Genomic DNA, 18,851 nt, shown 5'->3' on the forward strand with positions numbered 1-18,851 from the left:
GTTAATCTTCCCCCAGGGTATAAAAAATAGGGTTGTTTTTTTCGCGTGTAATTAGATTAAGCCAAATTTCATTGCCCGCTTCATTAATTGCTTTGGTTTTCTCGGCCATTATCTGGCTTAATTTTTGGGCATCTATTTCACCTTCGGCCTGCAGATCATTCAGCAGATGGACGAAGGCTTCAATTTTCATGGCACGAAATAAGCGGTCTTTTATATGGCGATCGTGCTCTTCCAGCAACATATTACGGGATTTGCCGCTGTCGGAAACACCAATTAATATATCAGGCTCGAAATCAGAGAGCTTTCTTTTCCCCTGAGTGAAACTGGCCTCTTTTTCTGCTTCCATCGGTTGCTGTTCCACAGGCGTAATGTGGTACTTAGCCGGGACGAGATAGTCGGGCAGCATTTTTAATTTCCTTTAATTTCAACAGGGTGGGGTTGGTAAAGGCGTGAGATTCGTTGACAATATCATGAGGCAAATTTAAAATCAAAAAAAATGGAGCCAACCCATGAACAGCATCTTTTTTACGGTCATCACATTACTATTACTGACCGCTGGTGTTCTTTTATTGATGCAGGAGTTCAATAAAACGAAAGTGTCGAACGACACCAGTGACCCCCCGCAACCGGAACGCATGACAAAAGAGGAAGGTGAAGACCATTTCTCTGTTTTGATGAACTCCGTTACGCCTGTCTGGTACTGGCGGGTCAACCATGAATATATCGATTTTTTACACGCAACAATTAAGCGTATGAAAATGTCGGAAATTAATGACACGCCCGGACTGTTTGAGGCCCAGCGTCGCTGTAGCGACCTCAATTCAGCCGTGTATAAATATTACGACAATATCAAAAAGCGCTGCCTTAACGGTGAGAAGGTCTCTTATTCCGACCTGGATGTATTAAATTTGCGCCAGTGTTTTCGTGAGTTTAGTCTGGAAGCCTACCCGGAGCTGGTGGCGCTGGTCTGGCCGGAATATGCCCGTCCTGAGGTTAACCCCGACAACGTCTGAGTGACGTTCTGGTTAGCTATTGCAAACAGTCAGCGCCGTTGAGCTATACTGGGCGCTGGTTTCTTTTGCAAACAGGACTTTATGGAACGCTTTTTTGAAAATGCCATGTACGCCTCTCGCTGGATACTGGCCCCCGTCTATTTTGGCCTTTCGCTGGCCCTTATCGCGCTGACGATTAAGTTCTTTCAGGAAATCCTGCATGTTCTGCCGAACATTTTTTCCATCGCCGAAGCAGATTTAATTCTGGTTCTGCTGTCGCTGGTGGACATGACGCTGGTGGGCGGCCTGCTGGTGATGGTGATGTTCTCCGGCTATGAAAATTTCGTCTCTCAGCTGGATATCGATGAGCGAAAAGAAAAACTCAACTGGCTGGGCAAAATGGATGCCTCGTCGTTGAAGAATAAAGTGGCCGCCTCGATTGTGGCGATCTCCTCTATCCACCTGTTACGCGTGTTTATGGACGCAAAGAACGTCCCGGATAACAAACTGATGTGGTATGTGATTATCCATCTGACGTTTGTACTGTCGGCGTTTGTGATGGGGTATCTGGATAAGATCAGTAAGAAGTAATGACCCCTCACCCTAACCCTCTCCCACAGGGAGAGGGGATAGTTAGCTCCCTCTCCCTGTGGGAGAGGGCCGGGGTGAGGGCATCAGACCGCACTATTTCTCCGACGACGCCTGCCAAAGATTCAACTCCCCATCCGCAACATGCCGATCAATTCTTTCCAGCTCATCCGGGCTAAAGTGCAGATTATCCAGCGCCCGCACGTTCTCCTCTATCTGCTCCGGGCGGCTTGCGCCAATGAGTACGGACGTCACGCGTTCATCTTTCAGCAGCCAGCTCAGCGCCATCTGCGCCATTGTCTGACCGCGCGCCTGCGCCATCTCATTCAGCAAGCGCAGGCTGTTCAGATTGGCTTCGGTCAGCATCTTCTGCGTCAGTCCGCGCACTTTGTTTCCTTCGCGCTGCATGCGTGAACCGTCAGGAATACCGTTCAGGTATTTTCCGGTGAGCAGCCCCTGTGCCAGCGGGGTAAATGCGATACAGCCCGTCCCGTTTTTCTCAAGCGTATCCAGCAGGCCAGTATGATCGACCCAGCGGTTGAGCAGGTTATAGGAGGGCTGATGAATAAGCAGCGGGATTTTCCACTCGCGAAGCAGGTCAGCCATTTTCCGGGTGCGCTCGGTTGAATAGGACGAAATTCCAACGTACAGCGCTTTACCACTCTGCACGGCATGGGCCAGCGCAGCGGCAGTCTCTTCCATTGGCGTGTTTTCATCCACCCGGTGGGAGTAGAAAATGTCCACATACTCCACGCCCATCCGCTTCAGGCTTTGGTCGAGACTGGCGAGCAGATACTTGCGCGAACCGCCCGAACCGTAAGGCCCCGGCCACATGTCGTAACCCGCCTTGGTGGAGATAATCAGCTCGTCGCGATACGCGGCAAAATCCTCACGCAGCAGACGGCCAAAATTTTCTTCCGCACTGCCCGCCGGTGGGCCGTAGTTGTTGGCGAGATCGAAATGGGTTATGCCGAGGTCGAAGGCTTTGCGCAGCAGCGCGCGCTGGGCATCAAGAGGCTGTACGTGGCCGAAGCTATGCCACAGCCCCAGCGACAGCGCAGGAAGGCGCAGGCCGCTCTTGCCACAGTGGCGGTAGAGCATCGTTTCATAGCGGGCAGCGTCAGGGTACCAGGTCATGATGTCTCCTTTTCTTATCGATAATTTTTTTGAAACGTCGTTTTCATTCTGAACTTATCACATCGCTCCTCGCGAAGATAAGGGTTAACGGTGGCTGTGTGACCAGTGAAGCCACGCTAATTAAAAATGATCACAAAACGTTATAATTTCCCTCTTTCCTGCCGATAACGAGAGAAGCACTCGCCTCTGGGCGAATTCACCCTCACGGCAAGGAAGACTTATGAATATGCTCCGTAATTTCACAATACGTTTCGTCATGCTGACGATCCTCGGGATCTTTTGTGTAATGTGGGCGGGGGTTGGGCTGTACAGCACCTGGTCCCTTTCCCGCGTTTCCGATGGCAATGACGTGGACCGCCAGCTGGTTAAACAGATGACGGTACTCAGCCAGGGTAACGATCAGTATTTCCGCTTCGTGACCCGTCTGAGCCGCGCAATGGAAGTCAAAGCCGCAGGCGGCACGCCGGATCTGGCCTCTGCCCAACAGGCGCTGGATAACATGGGCAAGAAACTGGCCGAGATGAAAGCCATCTCCCCAGGCCCGATGGATGAGCAGGTCTCATCCCGGGTGATTGGCGCCTGGCAGGCGCTGCTCGAACAGGGGGTGACCCCGCAAATGCAGCAGGCGAAACAGGGCGCGCTGGACGGCTATCGTCAGCAGGCGAATAATGTCACCCCACCGCTGAGCCGCGCGTTCGGTGCGGCGGCTGAGGCATTCAACACTGCCGCCGCGACGTCGCTCGACAGCACCCGTGTGGTGGTCGACGGCCTGACCAGCATGACCCGGACGGTGATTATCGTCGCCACGATTATCGGCCTGCTGATCCTCCTCTTCACCGACCGTTACCTGGTGGCGATGCTGGTCAAACCGCTGGATCGCATTCGCCAGCAGTTCCGCCAGATTGCCCAGGGCGATCTCAGCCAGCCTATTGAGCCGTTTGGCCGCAACTGTGTGGGACAGCTGGTGCCGCTGCTGAGCGCCATGCAGGACAGCCTGCGCGAAGCGGTCAGCACCATCCGCTCCGGCAGTGAGAATATCTGGCGTGGGGCGACGGAGATTTCCAGCGGTAACAACGATCTCTCTTCCCGTACCGAAGAGCAGGCGGCGGCGCTGGAAGAGACGGCGGCCAGCATGGAGCAACTGACCGCCACGGTGAAACTGAACGCCGAAAGCGCGCGTCAGGCGAGCCAGCTGGCCGATGTGGCCTCGACCACCGCCAGCCGCGGCGGCTCGCTGGTGGAAGAGGTGGTCACCACCATGAGCGGGATCTCGGAAAGCTCGAAGAAAATTGCGGAAATCACCAACGTCATTAACAGCATCGCCTTCCAGACCAATATCCTGGCGCTTAACGCCGCGGTTGAAGCGGCACGCGCGGGCGAGCAGGGGCGTGGTTTTGCCGTTGTGGCAGGCGAAGTCCGCAATCTGGCCAGCCGCAGCGCCAACGCGGCGAAAGAGATTGAGGGGCTGATTGCCGATTCGGTTTCCCGCGTGGAGCAGGGGGCGCAGCTGGTGAGCGACACGGGCACGACCATGGATGCGATTTTGCGTGACGTGACAGAGGTCACCACCATCATGAAGCAGATTGCGTCGGCTTCAGAGGAGCAAAGCAAAGGCATTTCTCAGGTCGGTATCGCCATCACCCAGATGGACGGCGTTACCCAGCAAAACGCCTCGCTGGTGGAAGAGGTTTCCGCGGCGGCGGCGGCGCTTGAGCGCCAGACCGAAGATCTTCAGCGTTCGGTGCAGAAGTTCCGCCTGACGGCTTAACGCGCAAAGGCCGCCCTGTGCGGCCTTTCTCAGCCTCTCACTCAGGAATGCGGCAGCAGGCTAAGCGCCTGTTTAACCGCCGCCTGCAAACGTGATTCCGGCACTCCGTCCCGGGCCTGCACCGACAAACCATGTAAAAAGACGGCAAAATAGTCTCCCAGACTCTCGGCATCGGTCGACGCCGGCAATTCACCGTTACGCACTGCCAGATGGAGACGGTCGATGATCTGCTGTGTACGCTGCAGGCGATGCTGTGCCAGCCAGGTTTTGAGCGTCTCATTTTCCGCACTGACGCTGGCTGCAGAGGCCACCACCATACATCCTTGCGGCAATTCCGGATGGCAGTAAAGATGAACCGCATCCATTAACAGCGTCTGGAGGGTATCCCGCACGCTGCCCCCGGCGGCTAAGGCCCGATCCGCAAAACCGCCTTCCTGTTTTTCGTAATCGGCGATAGCTTCCCGAAAGAGCTGCTCTTTTGAACCGAACGCCTTGTAAATACGTGCCGATGCAATCCCCAGTTCTGCCACCAGGTCTGACATTGAGGTGCCTTCATAACCCTGTCGCCAGAACAGGTTACGCGCTTTGATAAGCGCCTGGTCACGATCGAACTGGCGCGGTCTGCCTGCCATTTTGTTGCTCCGGTTGGTCCTGAATTCTGTGCAACAGGATCGCCTAAATCATCTGGATTACCAACGAATTTATAATTTTCGCTTGCGGTTATCCGGCTTTACTCCTATTGTTTGTCAATCGACAAACAATAGGAGTATACGATGAAAACCCTCAAAGGTCCCTCTCTCCATCTGGCTCAGTTCAGCGATGATGCGGCCCCCTTTAATAATTTGCCCGCGATCGCCCGGTGGGCGGCGCAAACGGGTTTTAGCGCTCTGCAAATTCCGGCATGGGACCGCCGTCTCTTCGACGTGGCGACGGCGGCAGAAAGCCAGACCTACTGCGACGATCTGACCGGTATGCTGGCGGAGAATGGTCTGGTGGTAAGTGAACTGACCAGCCATATCTTCGGCCAACTGATGGCGGTACATCCCGCTTACGACAGCTTATGCGACAGCTTTGCGCCGGTGGAAGTACACGGCAACCCACAAGCCCGCGGCGAATGGGCAAGGCAGCAGCTACTCCTGGCGGTCAAGGCCTCCGCCCGACTTGGCCTCAGCGATCTGGGTACCTTCTCTGGCTCGCTGGCGTGGCCCTATCTGTTCCCGTTCCCGCAGCGTCCGGAAGGGTTAATTGAAACCGCCTTTGACGAGCTGGCCAGACGCTGGATGCCGGTGCTCAATGCCTGTGACGAGCAGGGCATAAACCTCTGCTATGAGATCCACCCGAGTGAAGATCTGCATGATGGGATAACGTTTGAAATGTTTTATCAGCGGGTTAAAGAACATCCCCGCTGCCGGATACTTTTCGACCCCAGCCACATGGTGCTCCAGCAGCTTAACTACCTGGAGTTCATTGATATCTATAAGGACCTGATCAACATGTTCCACGTCAAAGACGCTGAATTCAATCCGACCGGCCGTCAGGGGATTTATGGTGGCTATCAGTCATGGGTTGATCGTGCAGGACGTTTTCGCTCACTGGGTGACGGTCAGGTGGATTTCAGGGCAATTTTCTCAAAGCTGACCCAATACGATTATGCCGGCTGGGCAACCCTTGAGTGGGAATGCTGTCTGAAAAATCCGCAGGACGGTGCCAGAGAAGGGGCTGCGTTCATCCGCGACCATATTATTCACATCACCGATAAAGTCTTCGATGATTTCGCCGGTGCGCCGGTGAACCCTCAACAAATCAACGCATTACTCGGCATTCGCTAAGCCACGACATTACAGGGAGTCCCCATGGAACAACAATACGGTGAGATCGCGCATGCGGATCTCAGGGCAGAACACGTCTATACGAAAGTGAACGGACAGCGCATCCATTGCGTCGTGGCGGGAGAAGGTCAACCGGTATTACTGATACCGGGCTGGCCGCAGACCTGGTATACCTGGCGCTATGTCATGCGCGCGCTGGCAGCGGCAGGTTTTAAGGCTATCGCGGTTGATCCACCAGGCATGGGGGAATCAGACAAACCGCGCGACGGCTATGACACCGGACGCGTTGGTGCCACGCTGCATACGATGATGGCGCAACTGGGGCATTCACATTACAGCATCGTGGGCCATGATATCGGCATGTGGGTGGGTTATGCCATGGCGAGCGATTTTCCACAGGCGATAAAACGGCTTGTGCTGACAGAAGCGGTTATCCCCGGACTGGCGCCGCCACCGCCGATTTTTGTCGCACCGGAAGAGAATATCTTTCTCTGGCACTTCATGTTCAATCAGCTGGCGGATTTACCCGAAACCCTGACCAGCGGGCGCGAATCACAATATCTCAGCTATATTTTTGACCGCTGGTCGCATCGTCGTGAACGGGTCGCTGCAGAGGTGTATATCACCGCCTATTCGACGCCCGGCGGGCTGCGCGCGGGTTTCGACTATTATCGCGCTATCCCGGAGACCATCCGGCAGAACCAGCGTCGCGCGCAAACGCCTTTAACCATGCCGGTGTTAACGGTGGGGGCCGAACATGCCACGCGCGATGCACCGCTGATAACCCTGCAGGGCAATGCCCGTGATCTGCGTGGTGAGACGGTGGCCGATTGCGGGCATTTTATTACCGAAGAGTGTCACGAGGGGTTTATTGGGCTGATCGTGCCATTCCTCTCAGAGGATGCACATTATGCCGCTTGATAAACATATAGCTGATTTTCTGGCTGCGTCATCGGGCGCGCCGCAGCCGGCGTCATTAGCCGAACTGCGTGTCGCCACCGACGTGGATTTGCTGCAGCTACAGGGCGAGGAGGAAACGGGTGGCGCCATTCAACATCACGTTGTGATTGCCGATGATGGCTACGAGATTGAACTTCGCGTCTATACCCCTGCCGCCTCGAAGGCAGAAATCGCGCAGCCTGCAATGCTGTTTGCTCATGGCGGCGGATGGTGCCTGGGGTCGTTGTCGCTGTACGATCGACCCTGTCAGGCATTGGCGAATGCTACTGGCCGGAAAATACTCTCCGTGGATTACCGTCTGGCGCCGGAGTTCCCCTTCCCGAGGCCGTTAGAAGACGTTTATCAGGCATTGTGCTGGGCCAGTGAACAGGCTGCGCTTCTGGGTATTGATGCCACTCGTCTGGCGGTGGGCGGCGACAGTGCAGGCGGAAACCTCGCTGCAGCGACAACGCTGCTGGCCCGGGATCGCGGCGGACCTCATATAGAGCATCAGTTGCTGCTCTACCCGGCGTTAAGTCGCGATATGTCGACCGAAAGCTATTGTGAATTTGCTGAAGGCTATTTTTTAACGCGTGATGCGATGGCGTTTTGCTGGGAAAACTATCTGGGAGACCGTCGTCATCCTTATGCCGAGCCGCTGCGTATGGCCTCGCTGAGGGGGGTACCGCCAGCAACCATCCTGAGTTGTGAGTATGATCCCCTGCGCGATGAGGCTGAAGCGTATGCGCGGCGGCTTGAGGAGGCGGGGGTGCCAGTACGCTGTGAACGGCTGCCGGGCATGGTGCATGCCTGTATTCATATGTCAGGGCTAACGCCTGCCGCGCGTCGGTTGTTTGAACGGGCTTGTATATAGTTCAGGGTGGGGCTTCGTTTTCCAAACGTGGCGCTTGATTTGCTGACTATCGAGCCTTCCGGGTAAGAGTCCTCTGCAGGCGGAATGCTTTCCAGCCCAGAGCGGGTGGAAAGGTCACCCAGGCAATGATCAGGATAATGAGGGAACTCATGCTCCCGGAAAGAATGTGTGTCCGGCTACCCGCGATGAGGGTGACCAGCATAACCAGAACCAGCGCGACCGTGAGCCATACCGAAACCTGGAAGCGCCGTGAGAGCGCATCGATGAGATGCTGCAGGGTGCCTCCAGCTGCTGAGAGTCGGGCCTGTAAATTGTCTACTTCGCTTTGGCTGAAATCTGCCTCAAGCAAGTCTTTCTCACTGATAGCCATCACGTCCTCCCTAATCAGGCGAAAGTATACTGTATTAAAACAATAATGAGAGAAGACAAAAAACCCAGCGTAATAGCTGGGTTTCTTCATCATGCCGGTTCGAAAAGGGAGAATTACGGCGTTTATCAGTGCGTCGCTTCACCGATCAGCGCGCCGGAACCGGCGCCGACAGCTGCGCCTTTCAGCACGCTATTGCCCGTCACGGCAGCTGCGCCAGCACCCACAACAGCACCAACGGCACCGCCTTTACGTGCGGCTTTGCCTTTGTCGCCGTTTTTGAACATGGCACCGGTGCCTGCGCCCACCACGGCACCGCCAACGGTTGATTTCAGATCTTTACCCGTGGCCGCGCCAATTGCCGCGCCTGCTACCGCGCCAGCGGCGGTCTTGTCGATAGCCATTCCCGAGGCGGAAAAAATGAGGGCGCTGATAACCAGCGTTGTTTTAATCAGTTTCATAACAGATCCTTTGTGACTGCTGTCGGTTGATACGTCATTTCTCGCCGTCTGGCGGAAGAAACACGCCCGGATAGTGCCAGCAATACCGGCCCAACCTTTAGGCTAATCATGCCCTGAACAGGGATCTGTTCTGCCGGGCGGTAAACCGCCCGGCCAGTCGTCATGCCTGTCGCTTATCTTCGGTATTCGTATCAAAGTCACTCGCCGCGTGACGTTCGTGGAGCTGCTCGTTCAGCTCGCCGCTGGTGCGGTTGACAATCCGTCCACGCTTCACGGCATGGCGGTTTGCCACGTCTTTCGCCCAGCGCTGGACGTTGGTGTACTTCTCTGCGTCCAGGAACTCGGCGGCGTTATAGACGCTACCCAGCGCCACGCAGCCGAACCATGGCCAGATCGCCATATCCGCAATGGTGTACTCCTCACCCGCGACGTAACGACCGCGCGCCAGCTGTTTATCCAGCACGTCGAACAGGCGTTTGGCTTCCATCGTGAAGCGGTCGATCGCGTACTCAATCTTCACTGGCGCATAGTTGTAGAAGTGGCCAAAACCACCGCCGAGGAACGGCGCCGCGCCCTGAAGCCAGAACAGCCAGTTCAGCGTCTCGGTGCGTCCAGCCGGATCTTTTGGCAGGAAGTGACCAAATTTCTCTGCCAGATAGAGCAGGATATGGCCGGATTCAAATACGCGCGTTGGCGGGTTCGTGGAGTGGTCACGCAGCGCCGGTATTTTCGAGTTCGGGTTCACTTCAACGAAGCCGCTGGAGAACTGATCGCCCTCGCCGATGCGGATCAACCACGCGTCGTACTCCGCGCCCGTCACGCCCAGCGCCAGCAGCTCTTCGAGCATGATGGTGACTTTCTGGCCGTTAGGTGTCCCCAGTGAGTAGAGCTGCAGCGGGTGAGAGCCGACAGGCAGATCTTTCTCATGCGTTGCGCCGGAAATGGGACGGTTGATATTGGCGAATGCGCCGCCGTTGTTCTTTTTCCATTCCCACACTTTGGGTGGCTGATAGGTGTTGTCTGACATGTTGGCCTGCCTTTTTTGTGATGTGTTGAGGCAGTGTAGCAGGAGATTTGTGAAGCGTTTAACGAACTGAGCGTAATCGATCTGCCGCTATTCCTTCCGGCGCTTATATATAACAAATCCGGCATAAGCTTAATCGAAAATCGCATTTTCATAATTAATGCGTAAACAGATAAAGCTGCATATGATGCTTCAACATAAATAAAAGATGCAGTCATAAACACTTTATAAGGCAAGGAGTTAGTGAGATGCGTAAGCTTCTGTTATCGGCCGTGGTCGTTTCGCTCGCGTTAGGCCTGGCGGGCTGTGATGATGCGAAAAATAAAGAGACAAATACGTCCCCCGCGGCAAAAAACGATGCGCCAAAAGAGGGCGGTTCGCTTATTATCGGCATAACCTCCGGCGACCCGCTAGCCGTTAATCCGCTCTATGCCAGTGACCGCACAACGTTAACCATCATGCAGGCGCTGTATGCTCCGCTGTACAGCTTTAATAACGGCAAAATTGAGTGGGGCCTGGCGGAAAGCCTGACGCCTTCTGCCGATAACCTGAGCTACACCCTCACGTTAAAACCCAACCTGAAATGGCAGGACGGGCAGCCGCTGACGGCGGACGACGTGGTCTTTACGTTCAATAAGCTGCTGGATGCCAAACAGCACAGCTTCTTCCGCAGCATGTTCACCTACGGCGATAAGCCGGTGCAGGTAAGCAAGGTTGACGACCGCACCGTTAAATTCACCTTACCGCAGGTCAGCGCGGCTTTTACCGGCACCCTGGTGCAGATCTACCCGATCCCGCAGCACGTGTTCGCCGGTGAAGACGATCTGGAAAAGAGCAGCAAAAACGATGCGCCGGTGGGTTCTGGCCCGTTCAAATTCAAAGAGTACCGCGCCGGACAGTATTACGCCCTGACCCGTTTTGACGATTACTGGAACGGCAAAGCGAAGCTTGATTCCGTGACTTACCGTTTCGCCAAAGACAGCAATGCCGCGAATCTTGCCCTGCAAAACGGTGAAATCAACCTCAAGATGGTGGACCCGCAGGATGTGAACCGCCTGAAAAATACCGGTAAGTTTGACTTCGTGGTCTATCCGGAAGGGCGTCTGGCCTACATGACCTTCAACCAGAACGTGCCGGTGATGAAGAGCAAGGCGCTGCGTCAGGCCATTGCTTACGCCATCAACAAAGATGAGCTGACCCAGACCGCGTTTACCTCGCTGGACTACGCCAAACCGGCGACCTCGTTCCTGACGCCAGATACGCTTTACAAGACGGACGATGTTGAACAGTACAAATTCGATCTGCAAAAAGCCAAAGGCCTGCTGAAGACATCCGGCGCGCCGGACAACCTCAGGCTGCGCCTGGCGTATGTGAACACCAACAAAACCCAGGAGAGTATGGCGCTCTACATTCAGCAGGCGCTGAAGGGCATTGGGGTGAACGTGGAGCTGATGCCGCTGGACTCCAACGCCATGTCTCAGCGCAGTCTCGACATGAACAACACCGCCTGGGAGCTGAACCTGGGCGGCTACATCATGGGCTCAGAGCCGGACGGTTACAAATCACTGTTCATGAGCAACGAGGCCTATAACTACGCGCATTATAAAAACCCGCAGTTCGATGCCCTGTGGGATAAAGGCGCCGTGGAAACCGACGCCACGAAACGGGCTGATATCTACAAGCAAATTCAGCAGACCGTGGCAAACGACATGACCTACTACCCGATTGCCTATACCAATGCGACCGTCGCGGTGGACAAGCGTTTCGGCGGCACCCAGGAAGCAGAGCCGAAGCCGGTCTACCTGTTCCAGGATCTGTCAAAAATCTATCAGAAATAAGTCACTGCCCCGGCCGTCAGGCCGGGGTCTGAGTAAGGGCATGTCGTGAACACACTTCTCACGCGTCGGCTGCTGCAACTGTTCCCGATGCTGTTCTTTATTTCACTGGTGGCATTTTTGCTGGTCAAACTCGCCCCCGGCGATCCGGTAGCGGCGTACATCACGCCGCGTATGGCTCCGGAAGATATCGAACGTATTCGCCAGAGCCTGGGGCTGGATAAGCCCCTGGTCACGCAGTACGTTCTGTGGCTGAAAAACGTCCTGCGGGGCGATCTCGGCTATTCGCTGATCTACCACCGCCCGGTGCTGGAGATGATCGGCGAACGCATTCCGGCCACGCTGGGGCTGATGGGGGCGTCGCTGCTGCTGGCGATCGTGCTGGCTATTCCGCTCGGCCTGCTGGCGGGGGCATTTAAGCACCGCTGGCTGGATCACGTACTGAACCTGTTCGCCTATATCGGCATCTCGGTGCCGATTTTCTGGTTCGGCATTTTGCTTATCACCGTCTTTGCCGTGCAGCTTAACTGGTTCCCCAGCATGGGGATGCGCACCATCGGCATGGAAGACAGAGTGCTGGATGTCTTGCGTCACGGCGTGCTGCCGTGCATTGCGCTGACGTTCTACAATCTCTCCAGCTACGTGCGCTACATCCGCTCCAACACCATCTCGCAACTCTCCGCCGACTACGTACAGACCCAGCTGGCCTACGGCGCGACGCGCGCCAGTATTCTGTTCCGCCATGTGCTGAAAAACGTGCTGCTGCCGGTAATTACCCTGTTCGGCCTGTCGTTCGGGGAGCTGATTGTAGGGGCCTATGTGACGGAGAGCGTCTTTTCCTGGCCGGGGATGGGGCTGCTCGGGATCCAGTCGATCGCCTCGCTGGACTACCCGCTGATCATGGCGATCATCATGCTTTCGTCGATGATGCTGATCGTCGGCAACCTGATCGCCGATCTGCTTTATCGCTTCGCCGATCCCCGCATTCGTACGCTGAGGTAACCCGGATGAGCAGACGCTGGCAGCAGGTTCGTCACCAGCTGCGCCGCAACCGTCCGGCGCAGTTCTCTCTGTTTGTGCTTTTTATTTTCGTTGTCGCCGCGCTTTGCGCCGGCTTAAGTCCGTACGATCCGGATCGGATGGCGCTCGGCGCACGCACGCTACCGCCGGATGCCGCGCACTGGTTCGGTACCGATGAATACGGACGCGATTACTTCACCCGTGCGCTGTATGGCGGCCAGATCTCGTTAATGGTCGGTTTTCTCGCCATGCTCTTCTCCACGCTTATCGGCACGGTGGTGGGAACGGTGAGCGGCTATTTTGGCGGCTGGCTGGATAACCTGATGATGCGCGCCGTGGATATCCTGATGGCCATTCCGGCCTTCTTCCTGCTGCTGGTGGTGAATGCTTACCTCAAACCGGGCGTGGATAACATCATCCTGATCATCAGCCTGCTGACGTGGATGAACATGTCGCGGCTGGTGCGTGCCGAAACGCTGTCGGTGAAAGAGCGCGAGTATGTGCTCTATGCCCGCGCGTCGGGAGAACATCCGCTGCGCATTATCGTGCGCCACATTATTCCCGGTGTGCTGCCGACCATTATCGTGGCCGCCACGCTCAATATCGCCTCGGCGATTTTGATGGAATCAACGCTCAGCTTCTTAGGGCTGGGCGTGCAGGCCCCTGCGGCGTCGTGGGGAAGTATGCTGAACAACGCGCAGTCTTATATTGGCGAAGCGTCGTGGCTGGCAATGTTCCCCGGTATTTTGATCCTGCTGACGGTGTTCAGCTTTAACGTGCTGGGCGATGTGTTCCGTACCGCCTTTGAGCCGGGAGCCAGTCGCGATGAGTAGCTTATTAGAACTCGATGACCTGCATACCACGTTCCGCACCCGGGAGGGGGAAATGCATGCGGTGCGCGGCGTGAGCTTTCAGGTTCAGCCGGGAGAACTGGTGGGTATCGTTGGCGAATCGGGCTGCGGCAAGAGCGTCACCTGTAAGTCGATTATCCAGCTTCTCGGGAGCAACGGCCGGATAACGGGCGGCAGCATCCGCTTTCAGAACGAGGACCTGGCGCAGAAAACCCCGGCGCAGATGCGCGACATTCGCGGCAACGAGATCGCGATGATTTTCCAGGATCCGATGACCGCCCTCAACCCGGTGCTGACCATCGGCAAGCAGATGGCGGAGATCCTGATGCGCAATAAAGGGCTCAGCAAAAAAGCGGCTAAAGCGGCGGCGATCGCCATGCTGCAACAGGTGGGCATTGCTGAGGCGGAACGCCGGTACGACCAGTATCCCCACGAGTTCAGCGGCGGGATGCGCCAGCGGGTGATGATCGCCATTGCGCTTTCCTGTAATCCGAAGCTTCTTATTGCTGATGAACCGACCACCGCGCTGGACGTGACCATTCAGGCGCAGATCCTGCGCCTGCTGAAAAGCCTGCAGCAGCAGACCCAAACCGCGATTTTGCTGATCACCCACGATCTCGGCGTGGTGGCGCAGGTCTGCAGCCGCGTGGTGGTGATGTACGGCGGGCTGGTGATGGAGGAGGGGAGCGTGGAGGACATTTTTTATCGCCCTGCGCATCCTTACACCCGGGGGCTGCTGGCCTCGCTGCCGCGTCCGGATGAGGAGAATCAACGGTTGTCGCCGATAGAAGGTTCGCCGCCAGGCCTGCTTAATCCGCCGCCGGGTTGCCCGTTTGCCGAACGCTGTCCGAAGCGTATGCCGCAGTGTGAGCGGCAGCCCGCGTTTTATTCCGTCGGAGAGGGCCATCGCGCCGCCTGCTGGCTATGGGCCGATAAGGAGATTCAGGCATGAGTGAACAACAGACGCCTTTAGTGCGCGTACGGGACCTGCACAAACACTATCAGCTTAACGGCGGTTTGCTGCGTAAAGGCGTGGCCGTGAAAGCGGTTGATGGCGTGAGCTTTGATATCCAGCCCGGCGAGACGTTTGGCCTGGTGGGGGAGTCCGGCTGCGGGAAATCGACTCTCGGGCGCGCCATTCTGCGTCTTTTCGATATCACCTCGGGCGAGATCCACTTTGCCGGACAGGCGATCGGCCAGGCCCGTGAAAAAGAGCTGAAGCCGCTGCGTAAAAGAATGCAGGCGATTTTTCAGGATCCCTGGTCCTCGCTCAACCCGGGGATGACCGTGCGACAGCTGGTGGCCGAGCCGATGCAAATCCACGGCTACAGCCGGGAAGCACAGCAGGAGCGTACGGAAACGCTGCTCTATAAAGTCGGGCTGAAGCAGGAACACCTTGAACGGTTCCCGCACGAGTTCAGCGGTGGGCAGCGCCAGCGCATCAGTATTGCCCGCGCGTTGTCCGTGAATCCTGAGTTTGTGCTGTGCGATGAACCGCTCTCGGCGCTGGACGTCTCGGTGCAGGCGCAGGTGGTGAATATTCTGCAGGACCTGCAGCAGGAGCTGGGGCTGACCTATCTGTTTATCGCCCACGATCTCTCCATGGTGCGCCATATCTCCAGCCGAATTGGGGTGATGTATCTCGGTAAGCTGGTGGAGGTGGCCCCGGCGAATGCGCTGTATCAGCATCCGGCGCACCCATACACCCGCGCACTGCTGGCGGCGGTTCCCCGTCCCGACCCGCGCATTCGTCACCTCGACGACGCTACCCTGCGCGGCGATATTCCAGGCCCCACGTCCGCGCTGCCTGGCTGTAAGTTCTGCAGCCGCTGCCCGCATGCCATGCCGGTTTGCCAGACGCAGGAGCCGGCAATGCGGGAGATTGCGCCAGGGCATTTTGCAGCATGCTGGTTGTTTAACGTGTAATTAATGCGCCACGCAGGTGTATGATAAATCCTCCTCTGTCAGGTTAATTACAACGTGCAGACGACGACAACCCTTAAAAAATTGCCGCCTGCCTGTTTTAGGTTGGATACATGCGTAAAGGAACGTTAAGCAGTGATGCGCCATTCGGGACATTGTTAGGCTATGCGCCCGGTGGCGTGGCGATTTACTCTTCAAATTACGGCAGTCTGGACCCGCGAAATTACCCGGAAGATGCGGATTTCCGCAGCTATATTGGCAACGAATACATGGGCCACAAGTGGCAGTGCGTTGAGTTCGCCCGCCGTTTTCTGTTTCTCAACTATGGCTTTGTGTTTACCGATGTCGGCATGGCGTGGGAGATCTTCTCTCTGCGCTTTTTGCGTCAGGTGGTGAACGATAACATTCTGCCCCTTCAGGCCTTTGCCAACGGCTCGAAGCGCGCGCCGCGCGCCGGGGCGCTGCTGATCTGGCAAAAAGGCGGCGAGTTTCACGAGACCGGCCACGTGGCGGTGATCACCCAGCTTCTGGACGATAAGGTGCGTATCGCGGAGCAGAACGTCATTCACGCGCCGCTGCCGCTCGGGCAGCAGTGGACGCGCGAGCTGCGCCTCTGTGTTGAGAACGGCAGTTACACGATCCACGACACCTTTACTGACACCGAAATCCTCGGCTGGATGATCCAGACTGACGACACAGAACACAGCATTCCGCAGCCGGAAATCGACGGCGAACTGCTGAAAATCAGCGGTGCGCGGCTGAAAAACAGACGTCAGTTTGACGGGAAGTGGCTCAACGAAAATGACCCCCTGCAACAGGCGTATATCCGCGCCAACGGACACTTTATCAATAAAGATCCCTGCCAGTACTTCACCATTACCGAAAGCGCCGAGCAGGAGCTGATCAAAGCCACCAACGAGCTGCACCTGATGTACCTGCACGCGACCGATAAGGTGCTGAAAGATGACAACTTACTGGCGCTTTTCGACATACCGAAAATCCTCTGGCCGCGCCTGCGCCTCTCCTGGCAGTGGCGCCGCCACCATATGATCACCGGTCGTATGGATTTCTGCATGGATGAGCGCGGGATTAAGGTGTATGAGTACAACGCCGACTCCGCCTCCTGCCACACGGAAGGCGGGTTGATCCTCGAAGAGTGGGTCAAAAATGGCTATCGCGGCAACGGGCACAACCCGGCGGAAGGGTTACTGGAAGAGCTGACCGGGGCGTGGAAGCACAGCCACGCGCGTCCGTTCGTGCATATCATGCAGGACAACGATGTCGAAGAGGACTATCACGCGCTCTTTATCCAGCGCTCACTGCTGCAGGCCGGGTTTGAAACTAAAATTCTGCACGGGCTTGGCGCCCTGAGCTGGGATGCCGCCGGGCAGTTGATTGACGACGAAGGCCGCCACGTCAACTGCGTGTGGAAAACCTGGGCGTGGGAGACGGCGATAGAGCAGATCCGCGAGGTGAGCGAAACCGAGTATGCCGCGGTACCGATTCGTACCGGCCACCCGGCTGGGGAAGTACGGCTGATTGACGTCCTGCTGCGCCCGGAAGTGCTGGTCTTCGAACCGCTGTGGACGGTGATCCCCGGCAACAAGGCGATCCTCCCGGTGCTGTGGCAACTGTTCCCGAACCACCGCTACCTGCTCGATACTGATTTTGAGGTTAACGATCTGCTGAAACAGACCGGCTATGCCGTTAAGCCCATCGCCGGGCGCTGCGGCAGCAATATCGATCTGATCAGCGCTGAGGACGAACTGCTGGACAAATCCAGCGGCAAGTTTGTTGACCGCAAAAATATCTACCAGCAGCTGTGGTGCCTGCCAAACGTTGATGGCAAGCATATTCAGGTTTGCACCTTTACCGTGGGCGGAAACTACGGTGGAACCTGTCTGCGCGGTGATGACTCGCTGGTGGTCAAAAAAGAGAGTGATATTGAGCCGCTGATTGTGGTGAAGGATAAGTAACCGGGCAGTAACCGAGCCTTCGCAAGGATCGCTTGCGGAGGCTTTTTTTTGTCTCTCTCCACCCTCAGGTTCCTCCCTCAAATCCTGCCTCATGGAGGAAGATTTCTGGCTGTGGCCAGGCCAGGCTGATGATGACCCTTAACCTGATGGACAGCGTATGAACACTTTCACCCATGCCCGCCAGCAAGCCCAGCTCTCTTTTATTGCCTCAGCAGAGAATATTGTTGTCGGTGACAGCCGCCATTGCCCGATGGCCCCTGAGAAATTAATGCAGCTTTCGTCTTCCGATCCCTGCGTCGTTGAATGCTTTGATGGCGGCCTTACCGCTCAGGTCCTGCATCTGTGTATTGATGGCAGACACTACACCCTCAAGCAGAAACGACGCGAGGCGCTGGTGCGAAATACCGATGGCCAGACCTCGTTCCTCAATGAAGTACAGAGACGGGCTGATTTCACCCGGCTCAAAAACGATCCGTTGTGGGCGGGACGATTCGATCACATCGTACCGACGATTTATGGCAACTTTCGCCAGGGGATTATTCTCTCGCCCTGGCTGCCGGGCCACTCGCCAGAAAAGGTCGATGAAGATCTTTTTGAACAGGTTTTATCAACGCTAATGGCATGCGAAGAGGCCGGTCTTATGGAGTGGGATTTATGTCCCGGCAATCTTCTTATGGATAACGGACATCTCTGGTTATTCGATTTCGGGTATATGTATCCTTTCCAGCCTCTGCAGAGCTACAACAGCAATGGCCTGCAGGATCCCCTCTTTCACGCCTGCGAGCGTTTTGAAACCCGCTTTTTCTTCGGAAGGCTGCTCGAAGAAAATCAGCCTGAAGCCGTGCAACTGTCGCAGTATCATGCCCTGAAAACATTGGCCCTGAAGCATTATCGCCATAAAAGAGAAAAACTGGCGTCGCAAGGCGCGGATGCGGCGGTGCTCGTCTGGCTGGATGCGATTATTACCAGCTGGCAACAGGCACTGCGTGATAATCAAAGCCTGCAGCGCGGTTTCACCATTGAGGCGTTTCGCTCACACGTTCTGGATGTCGAGGATGATTTACATGGGCAAAGCTGTACGCCACTGACCCTGAAAAGGATTGAGTACATTACTCAGTCGATCCAGTCGTGTTACGAGGTGCTTAACGAAGGTGGCGCGCTTTTTTACGATAATAAAGGTAAAAGTAAGAGAGCGTTACTGGCGCAATATCAACGCAAACGTCAGCTCGCCTGTGACGCTATGCAGCCACAGTATAAGCGCTGAGAG

Annotated in this window: 19 protein-coding genes; 13 read left to right on the forward strand and 6 right to left on the reverse strand. The window is 56.2% G+C overall.

Annotated elements, in window-relative coordinates; all coding sequences use genetic code 11:
• Position 1: 1 nt before the first annotated feature.
• Positions 2-406 carry a hypothetical protein gene (locus C5687_RS07410; RefSeq protein ID WP_025758471.1) on the reverse strand — a complete coding sequence of 135 codons (405 nt, stop codon included), beginning with the start codon at positions 404-406 and terminating at the stop codon, positions 2-4.
• 103 nt (positions 407-509) lie between these two features.
• Here C5687_RS07410 and C5687_RS07415 point away from each other — a divergent pair, with 103 nt between their 5' ends.
• Together C5687_RS07415 and C5687_RS07420 are read left to right on the forward strand one after the other, a co-directional pair.
• On the forward strand, positions 510-1,013 hold the full coding sequence (locus C5687_RS07415; protein ID WP_104556665.1) for an ESA_00282 family adhesion-associated protein: 504 nt from the start codon (positions 510-512) through the stop codon (positions 1,011-1,013).
• An 81-nt stretch (positions 1,014-1,094) separates the two neighbouring features.
• Positions 1,095-1,583 (forward strand): TIGR00645 family protein, encoded by a 489-nt coding sequence (locus C5687_RS07420; protein WP_014171606.1) that lies wholly within the window; start codon positions 1,095-1,097, stop codon positions 1,581-1,583.
• A 93-nt stretch (positions 1,584-1,676) separates the two neighbouring features.
• Here the strand turns inward: C5687_RS07420 and C5687_RS07425 are convergent, their stop codons facing one another.
• Entirely contained in the window at positions 1,677-2,717 is a 1,041-nt protein-coding gene (locus tag C5687_RS07425) for an aldo/keto reductase (protein WP_025759772.1), read from the reverse strand.
• A gap of 220 nt (positions 2,718-2,937) precedes the next feature.
• Here C5687_RS07425 and C5687_RS07430 point away from each other — a divergent pair, with 220 nt between their 5' ends.
• Positions 2,938-4,485 carry a methyl-accepting chemotaxis protein gene (locus C5687_RS07430; RefSeq protein ID WP_025759773.1) on the forward strand — a complete coding sequence of 516 codons (1,548 nt, stop codon included), beginning with the start codon at positions 2,938-2,940 and terminating at the stop codon, positions 4,483-4,485.
• A gap of 41 nt (positions 4,486-4,526) precedes the next feature.
• Here C5687_RS07430 and C5687_RS07435 read toward each other — a convergent pair whose 3' ends face one another.
• On the reverse strand, positions 4,527-5,117 hold the full coding sequence (locus tag C5687_RS07435; protein ID WP_047959467.1) for a TetR/AcrR family transcriptional regulator: 591 nt from the start codon (positions 5,115-5,117) through the stop codon (positions 4,527-4,529).
• A gap of 141 nt (positions 5,118-5,258) precedes the next feature.
• Between C5687_RS07435 and C5687_RS07440 the strand changes: the two genes are divergently transcribed.
• The 3 genes from C5687_RS07440 to C5687_RS07450 are packed head-to-tail and all read left to right on the forward strand — an operon-like array spanning position 5,259 to position 8,127.
• A complete protein-coding gene (locus C5687_RS07440) occupies positions 5,259-6,314 on the forward strand; it encodes a sugar phosphate isomerase/epimerase family protein (protein WP_104556666.1) in 1,056 nt (351 codons plus the stop codon).
• Positions 6,315-6,338: 24 nt separating this feature from the next.
• Positions 6,339-7,235: an alpha/beta fold hydrolase gene (locus tag C5687_RS07445; protein WP_104556667.1), complete on the forward strand. Its 897-nt coding sequence runs from the start codon at positions 6,339-6,341 to the stop codon at positions 7,233-7,235.
• Complete coding sequence (locus C5687_RS07450) at positions 7,225-8,127, forward strand: alpha/beta hydrolase (protein WP_104556668.1); 903 nt, start codon at positions 7,225-7,227, stop codon at positions 8,125-8,127. Before C5687_RS07445 ends, C5687_RS07450 begins: the two co-directional genes overlap by 11 nt.
• A 46-nt stretch (positions 8,128-8,173) precedes the next feature.
• Here the strand turns inward: C5687_RS07450 and C5687_RS07455 are convergent, their stop codons facing one another.
• The 3 genes from C5687_RS07455 to yghU form a co-directional block, all read right to left on the reverse strand.
• Positions 8,174-8,497: a hypothetical protein gene (locus C5687_RS07455; protein WP_104556669.1), complete on the reverse strand. Its 324-nt coding sequence runs from the start codon at positions 8,495-8,497 to the stop codon at positions 8,174-8,176.
• A 125-nt stretch (positions 8,498-8,622) separates the two neighbouring features.
• Positions 8,623-8,955 carry a glycine zipper domain-containing protein gene (locus C5687_RS07460; protein WP_045286656.1) on the reverse strand — a complete coding sequence of 111 codons (333 nt, stop codon included), beginning with the start codon at positions 8,953-8,955 and terminating at the stop codon, positions 8,623-8,625.
• A gap of 160 nt (positions 8,956-9,115) precedes the next feature.
• Positions 9,116-9,982 (reverse strand): glutathione-dependent disulfide-bond oxidoreductase, encoded by an 867-nt coding sequence (gene yghU / locus C5687_RS07465; protein WP_059384918.1) that lies wholly within the window; start codon positions 9,980-9,982, stop codon positions 9,116-9,118.
• A gap of 245 nt (positions 9,983-10,227) precedes the next feature.
• On the opposite strand from yghU, the gene C5687_RS07470 reads away from it, so the two are divergent.
• The 7 genes from C5687_RS07470 (at position 10,228) to C5687_RS07500 (ending at position 18,848) form a co-directional block, all read left to right on the forward strand.
• Positions 10,228-11,817 (forward strand): ABC transporter substrate-binding protein, encoded by a 1,590-nt coding sequence (locus C5687_RS07470; RefSeq protein ID WP_104556670.1) that lies wholly within the window; start codon positions 10,228-10,230, stop codon positions 11,815-11,817.
• 45 nt (positions 11,818-11,862) lie between these two features.
• The gene (locus tag C5687_RS07475) at positions 11,863-12,816 is read left to right on the forward strand and encodes an ABC transporter permease (protein ID WP_104556671.1); all 954 of its coding nucleotides are present in this window, start codon (positions 11,863-11,865) and stop codon (positions 12,814-12,816) included.
• A gap of 5 nt (positions 12,817-12,821) precedes the next feature.
• Positions 12,822-13,667, forward strand: coding sequence for an ABC transporter permease (locus tag C5687_RS07480; protein ID WP_025759790.1), 846 nt, complete (start codon positions 12,822-12,824; stop codon positions 13,665-13,667).
• Positions 13,660-14,637 carry an ABC transporter ATP-binding protein gene (locus tag C5687_RS07485; RefSeq protein WP_059384920.1) on the forward strand — a complete coding sequence of 326 codons (978 nt, stop codon included), beginning with the start codon at positions 13,660-13,662 and terminating at the stop codon, positions 14,635-14,637. The genes C5687_RS07480 and C5687_RS07485 overlap by 8 nt, the downstream gene beginning before the upstream one ends.
• Positions 14,634-15,611 carry an ABC transporter ATP-binding protein gene (locus C5687_RS07490; RefSeq protein ID WP_059384921.1) on the forward strand — a complete coding sequence of 326 codons (978 nt, stop codon included), beginning with the start codon at positions 14,634-14,636 and terminating at the stop codon, positions 15,609-15,611. The genes C5687_RS07485 and C5687_RS07490 overlap by 4 nt, the downstream gene beginning before the upstream one ends.
• Positions 15,612-15,721: 110 nt before the next feature.
• Positions 15,722-17,584, forward strand: coding sequence for a bifunctional glutathionylspermidine amidase/synthase (gss, locus tag C5687_RS07495; RefSeq protein WP_059384922.1), 1,863 nt, complete (start codon positions 15,722-15,724; stop codon positions 17,582-17,584).
• A 157-nt stretch (positions 17,585-17,741) separates the two neighbouring features.
• Complete coding sequence (locus C5687_RS07500; RefSeq protein WP_104556672.1) at positions 17,742-18,848, forward strand: protein kinase family protein; 1,107 nt, start codon at positions 17,742-17,744, stop codon at positions 18,846-18,848.
• Positions 18,849-18,851 lie beyond the last annotated feature (3 nt).

The organism is Enterobacter sichuanensis, from assembly GCF_002939185.1.
GTDB lineage: Bacteria > Pseudomonadota > Gammaproteobacteria > Enterobacterales > Enterobacteriaceae > Enterobacter > Enterobacter sichuanensis.

Bases quoted from the DNA above. Each gene is read 5' to 3' on its own strand.
- C5687_RS07425 (WP_025759772.1), bottom strand. From the start codon at position 2,717: ATGACCTGGTACCCTGACGCTGCCCGCTATGAAACGATGCTCTACCGC.
- C5687_RS07450 (WP_104556668.1), top strand. From the start codon at position 7,225: ATGCCGCTTGATAAACATATAGCTGATTTTCTGGCTGCGTCATCGGGC.
- C5687_RS07445 (WP_104556667.1), top strand. From the start codon at position 6,339: ATGGAACAACAATACGGTGAGATCGCGCATGCGGATCTCAGGGCAGAA.
- C5687_RS07455 (WP_104556669.1), bottom strand. From the start codon at position 8,497: ATGGCTATCAGTGAGAAAGACTTGCTTGAGGCAGATTTCAGCCAAAGC.
- yghU (WP_059384918.1), bottom strand. From the start codon at position 9,982: ATGTCAGACAACACCTATCAGCCACCCAAAGTGTGGGAATGGAAAAAG.
- C5687_RS07470 (WP_104556670.1), top strand. From the start codon at position 10,228: ATGCGTAAGCTTCTGTTATCGGCCGTGGTCGTTTCGCTCGCGTTAGGC.
- C5687_RS07500 (WP_104556672.1), top strand. From the start codon at position 17,742: ATGAACACTTTCACCCATGCCCGCCAGCAAGCCCAGCTCTCTTTTATT.
- C5687_RS07490 (WP_059384921.1), top strand. From the start codon at position 14,634: ATGAGTGAACAACAGACGCCTTTAGTGCGCGTACGGGACCTGCACAAA.
- C5687_RS07420 (WP_014171606.1), top strand. From the start codon at position 1,095: ATGGAACGCTTTTTTGAAAATGCCATGTACGCCTCTCGCTGGATACTG.
- C5687_RS07480 (WP_025759790.1), top strand. From the start codon at position 12,822: ATGAGCAGACGCTGGCAGCAGGTTCGTCACCAGCTGCGCCGCAACCGT.
- C5687_RS07430 (WP_025759773.1), top strand. From the start codon at position 2,938: ATGAATATGCTCCGTAATTTCACAATACGTTTCGTCATGCTGACGATC.
- C5687_RS07415 (WP_104556665.1), top strand. From the start codon at position 510: ATGAACAGCATCTTTTTTACGGTCATCACATTACTATTACTGACCGCT.
- C5687_RS07440 (WP_104556666.1), top strand. From the start codon at position 5,259: ATGAAAACCCTCAAAGGTCCCTCTCTCCATCTGGCTCAGTTCAGCGAT.
- gss (WP_059384922.1), top strand. From the start codon at position 15,722: ATGCGTAAAGGAACGTTAAGCAGTGATGCGCCATTCGGGACATTGTTA.
- C5687_RS07410 (WP_025758471.1), bottom strand. From the start codon at position 406: ATGCTGCCCGACTATCTCGTCCCGGCTAAGTACCACATTACGCCTGTG.
- C5687_RS07460 (WP_045286656.1), bottom strand. From the start codon at position 8,955: ATGAAACTGATTAAAACAACGCTGGTTATCAGCGCCCTCATTTTTTCC.
- C5687_RS07435 (WP_047959467.1), bottom strand. From the start codon at position 5,117: ATGGCAGGCAGACCGCGCCAGTTCGATCGTGACCAGGCGCTTATCAAA.
- C5687_RS07485 (WP_059384920.1), top strand. From the start codon at position 13,660: ATGAGTAGCTTATTAGAACTCGATGACCTGCATACCACGTTCCGCACC.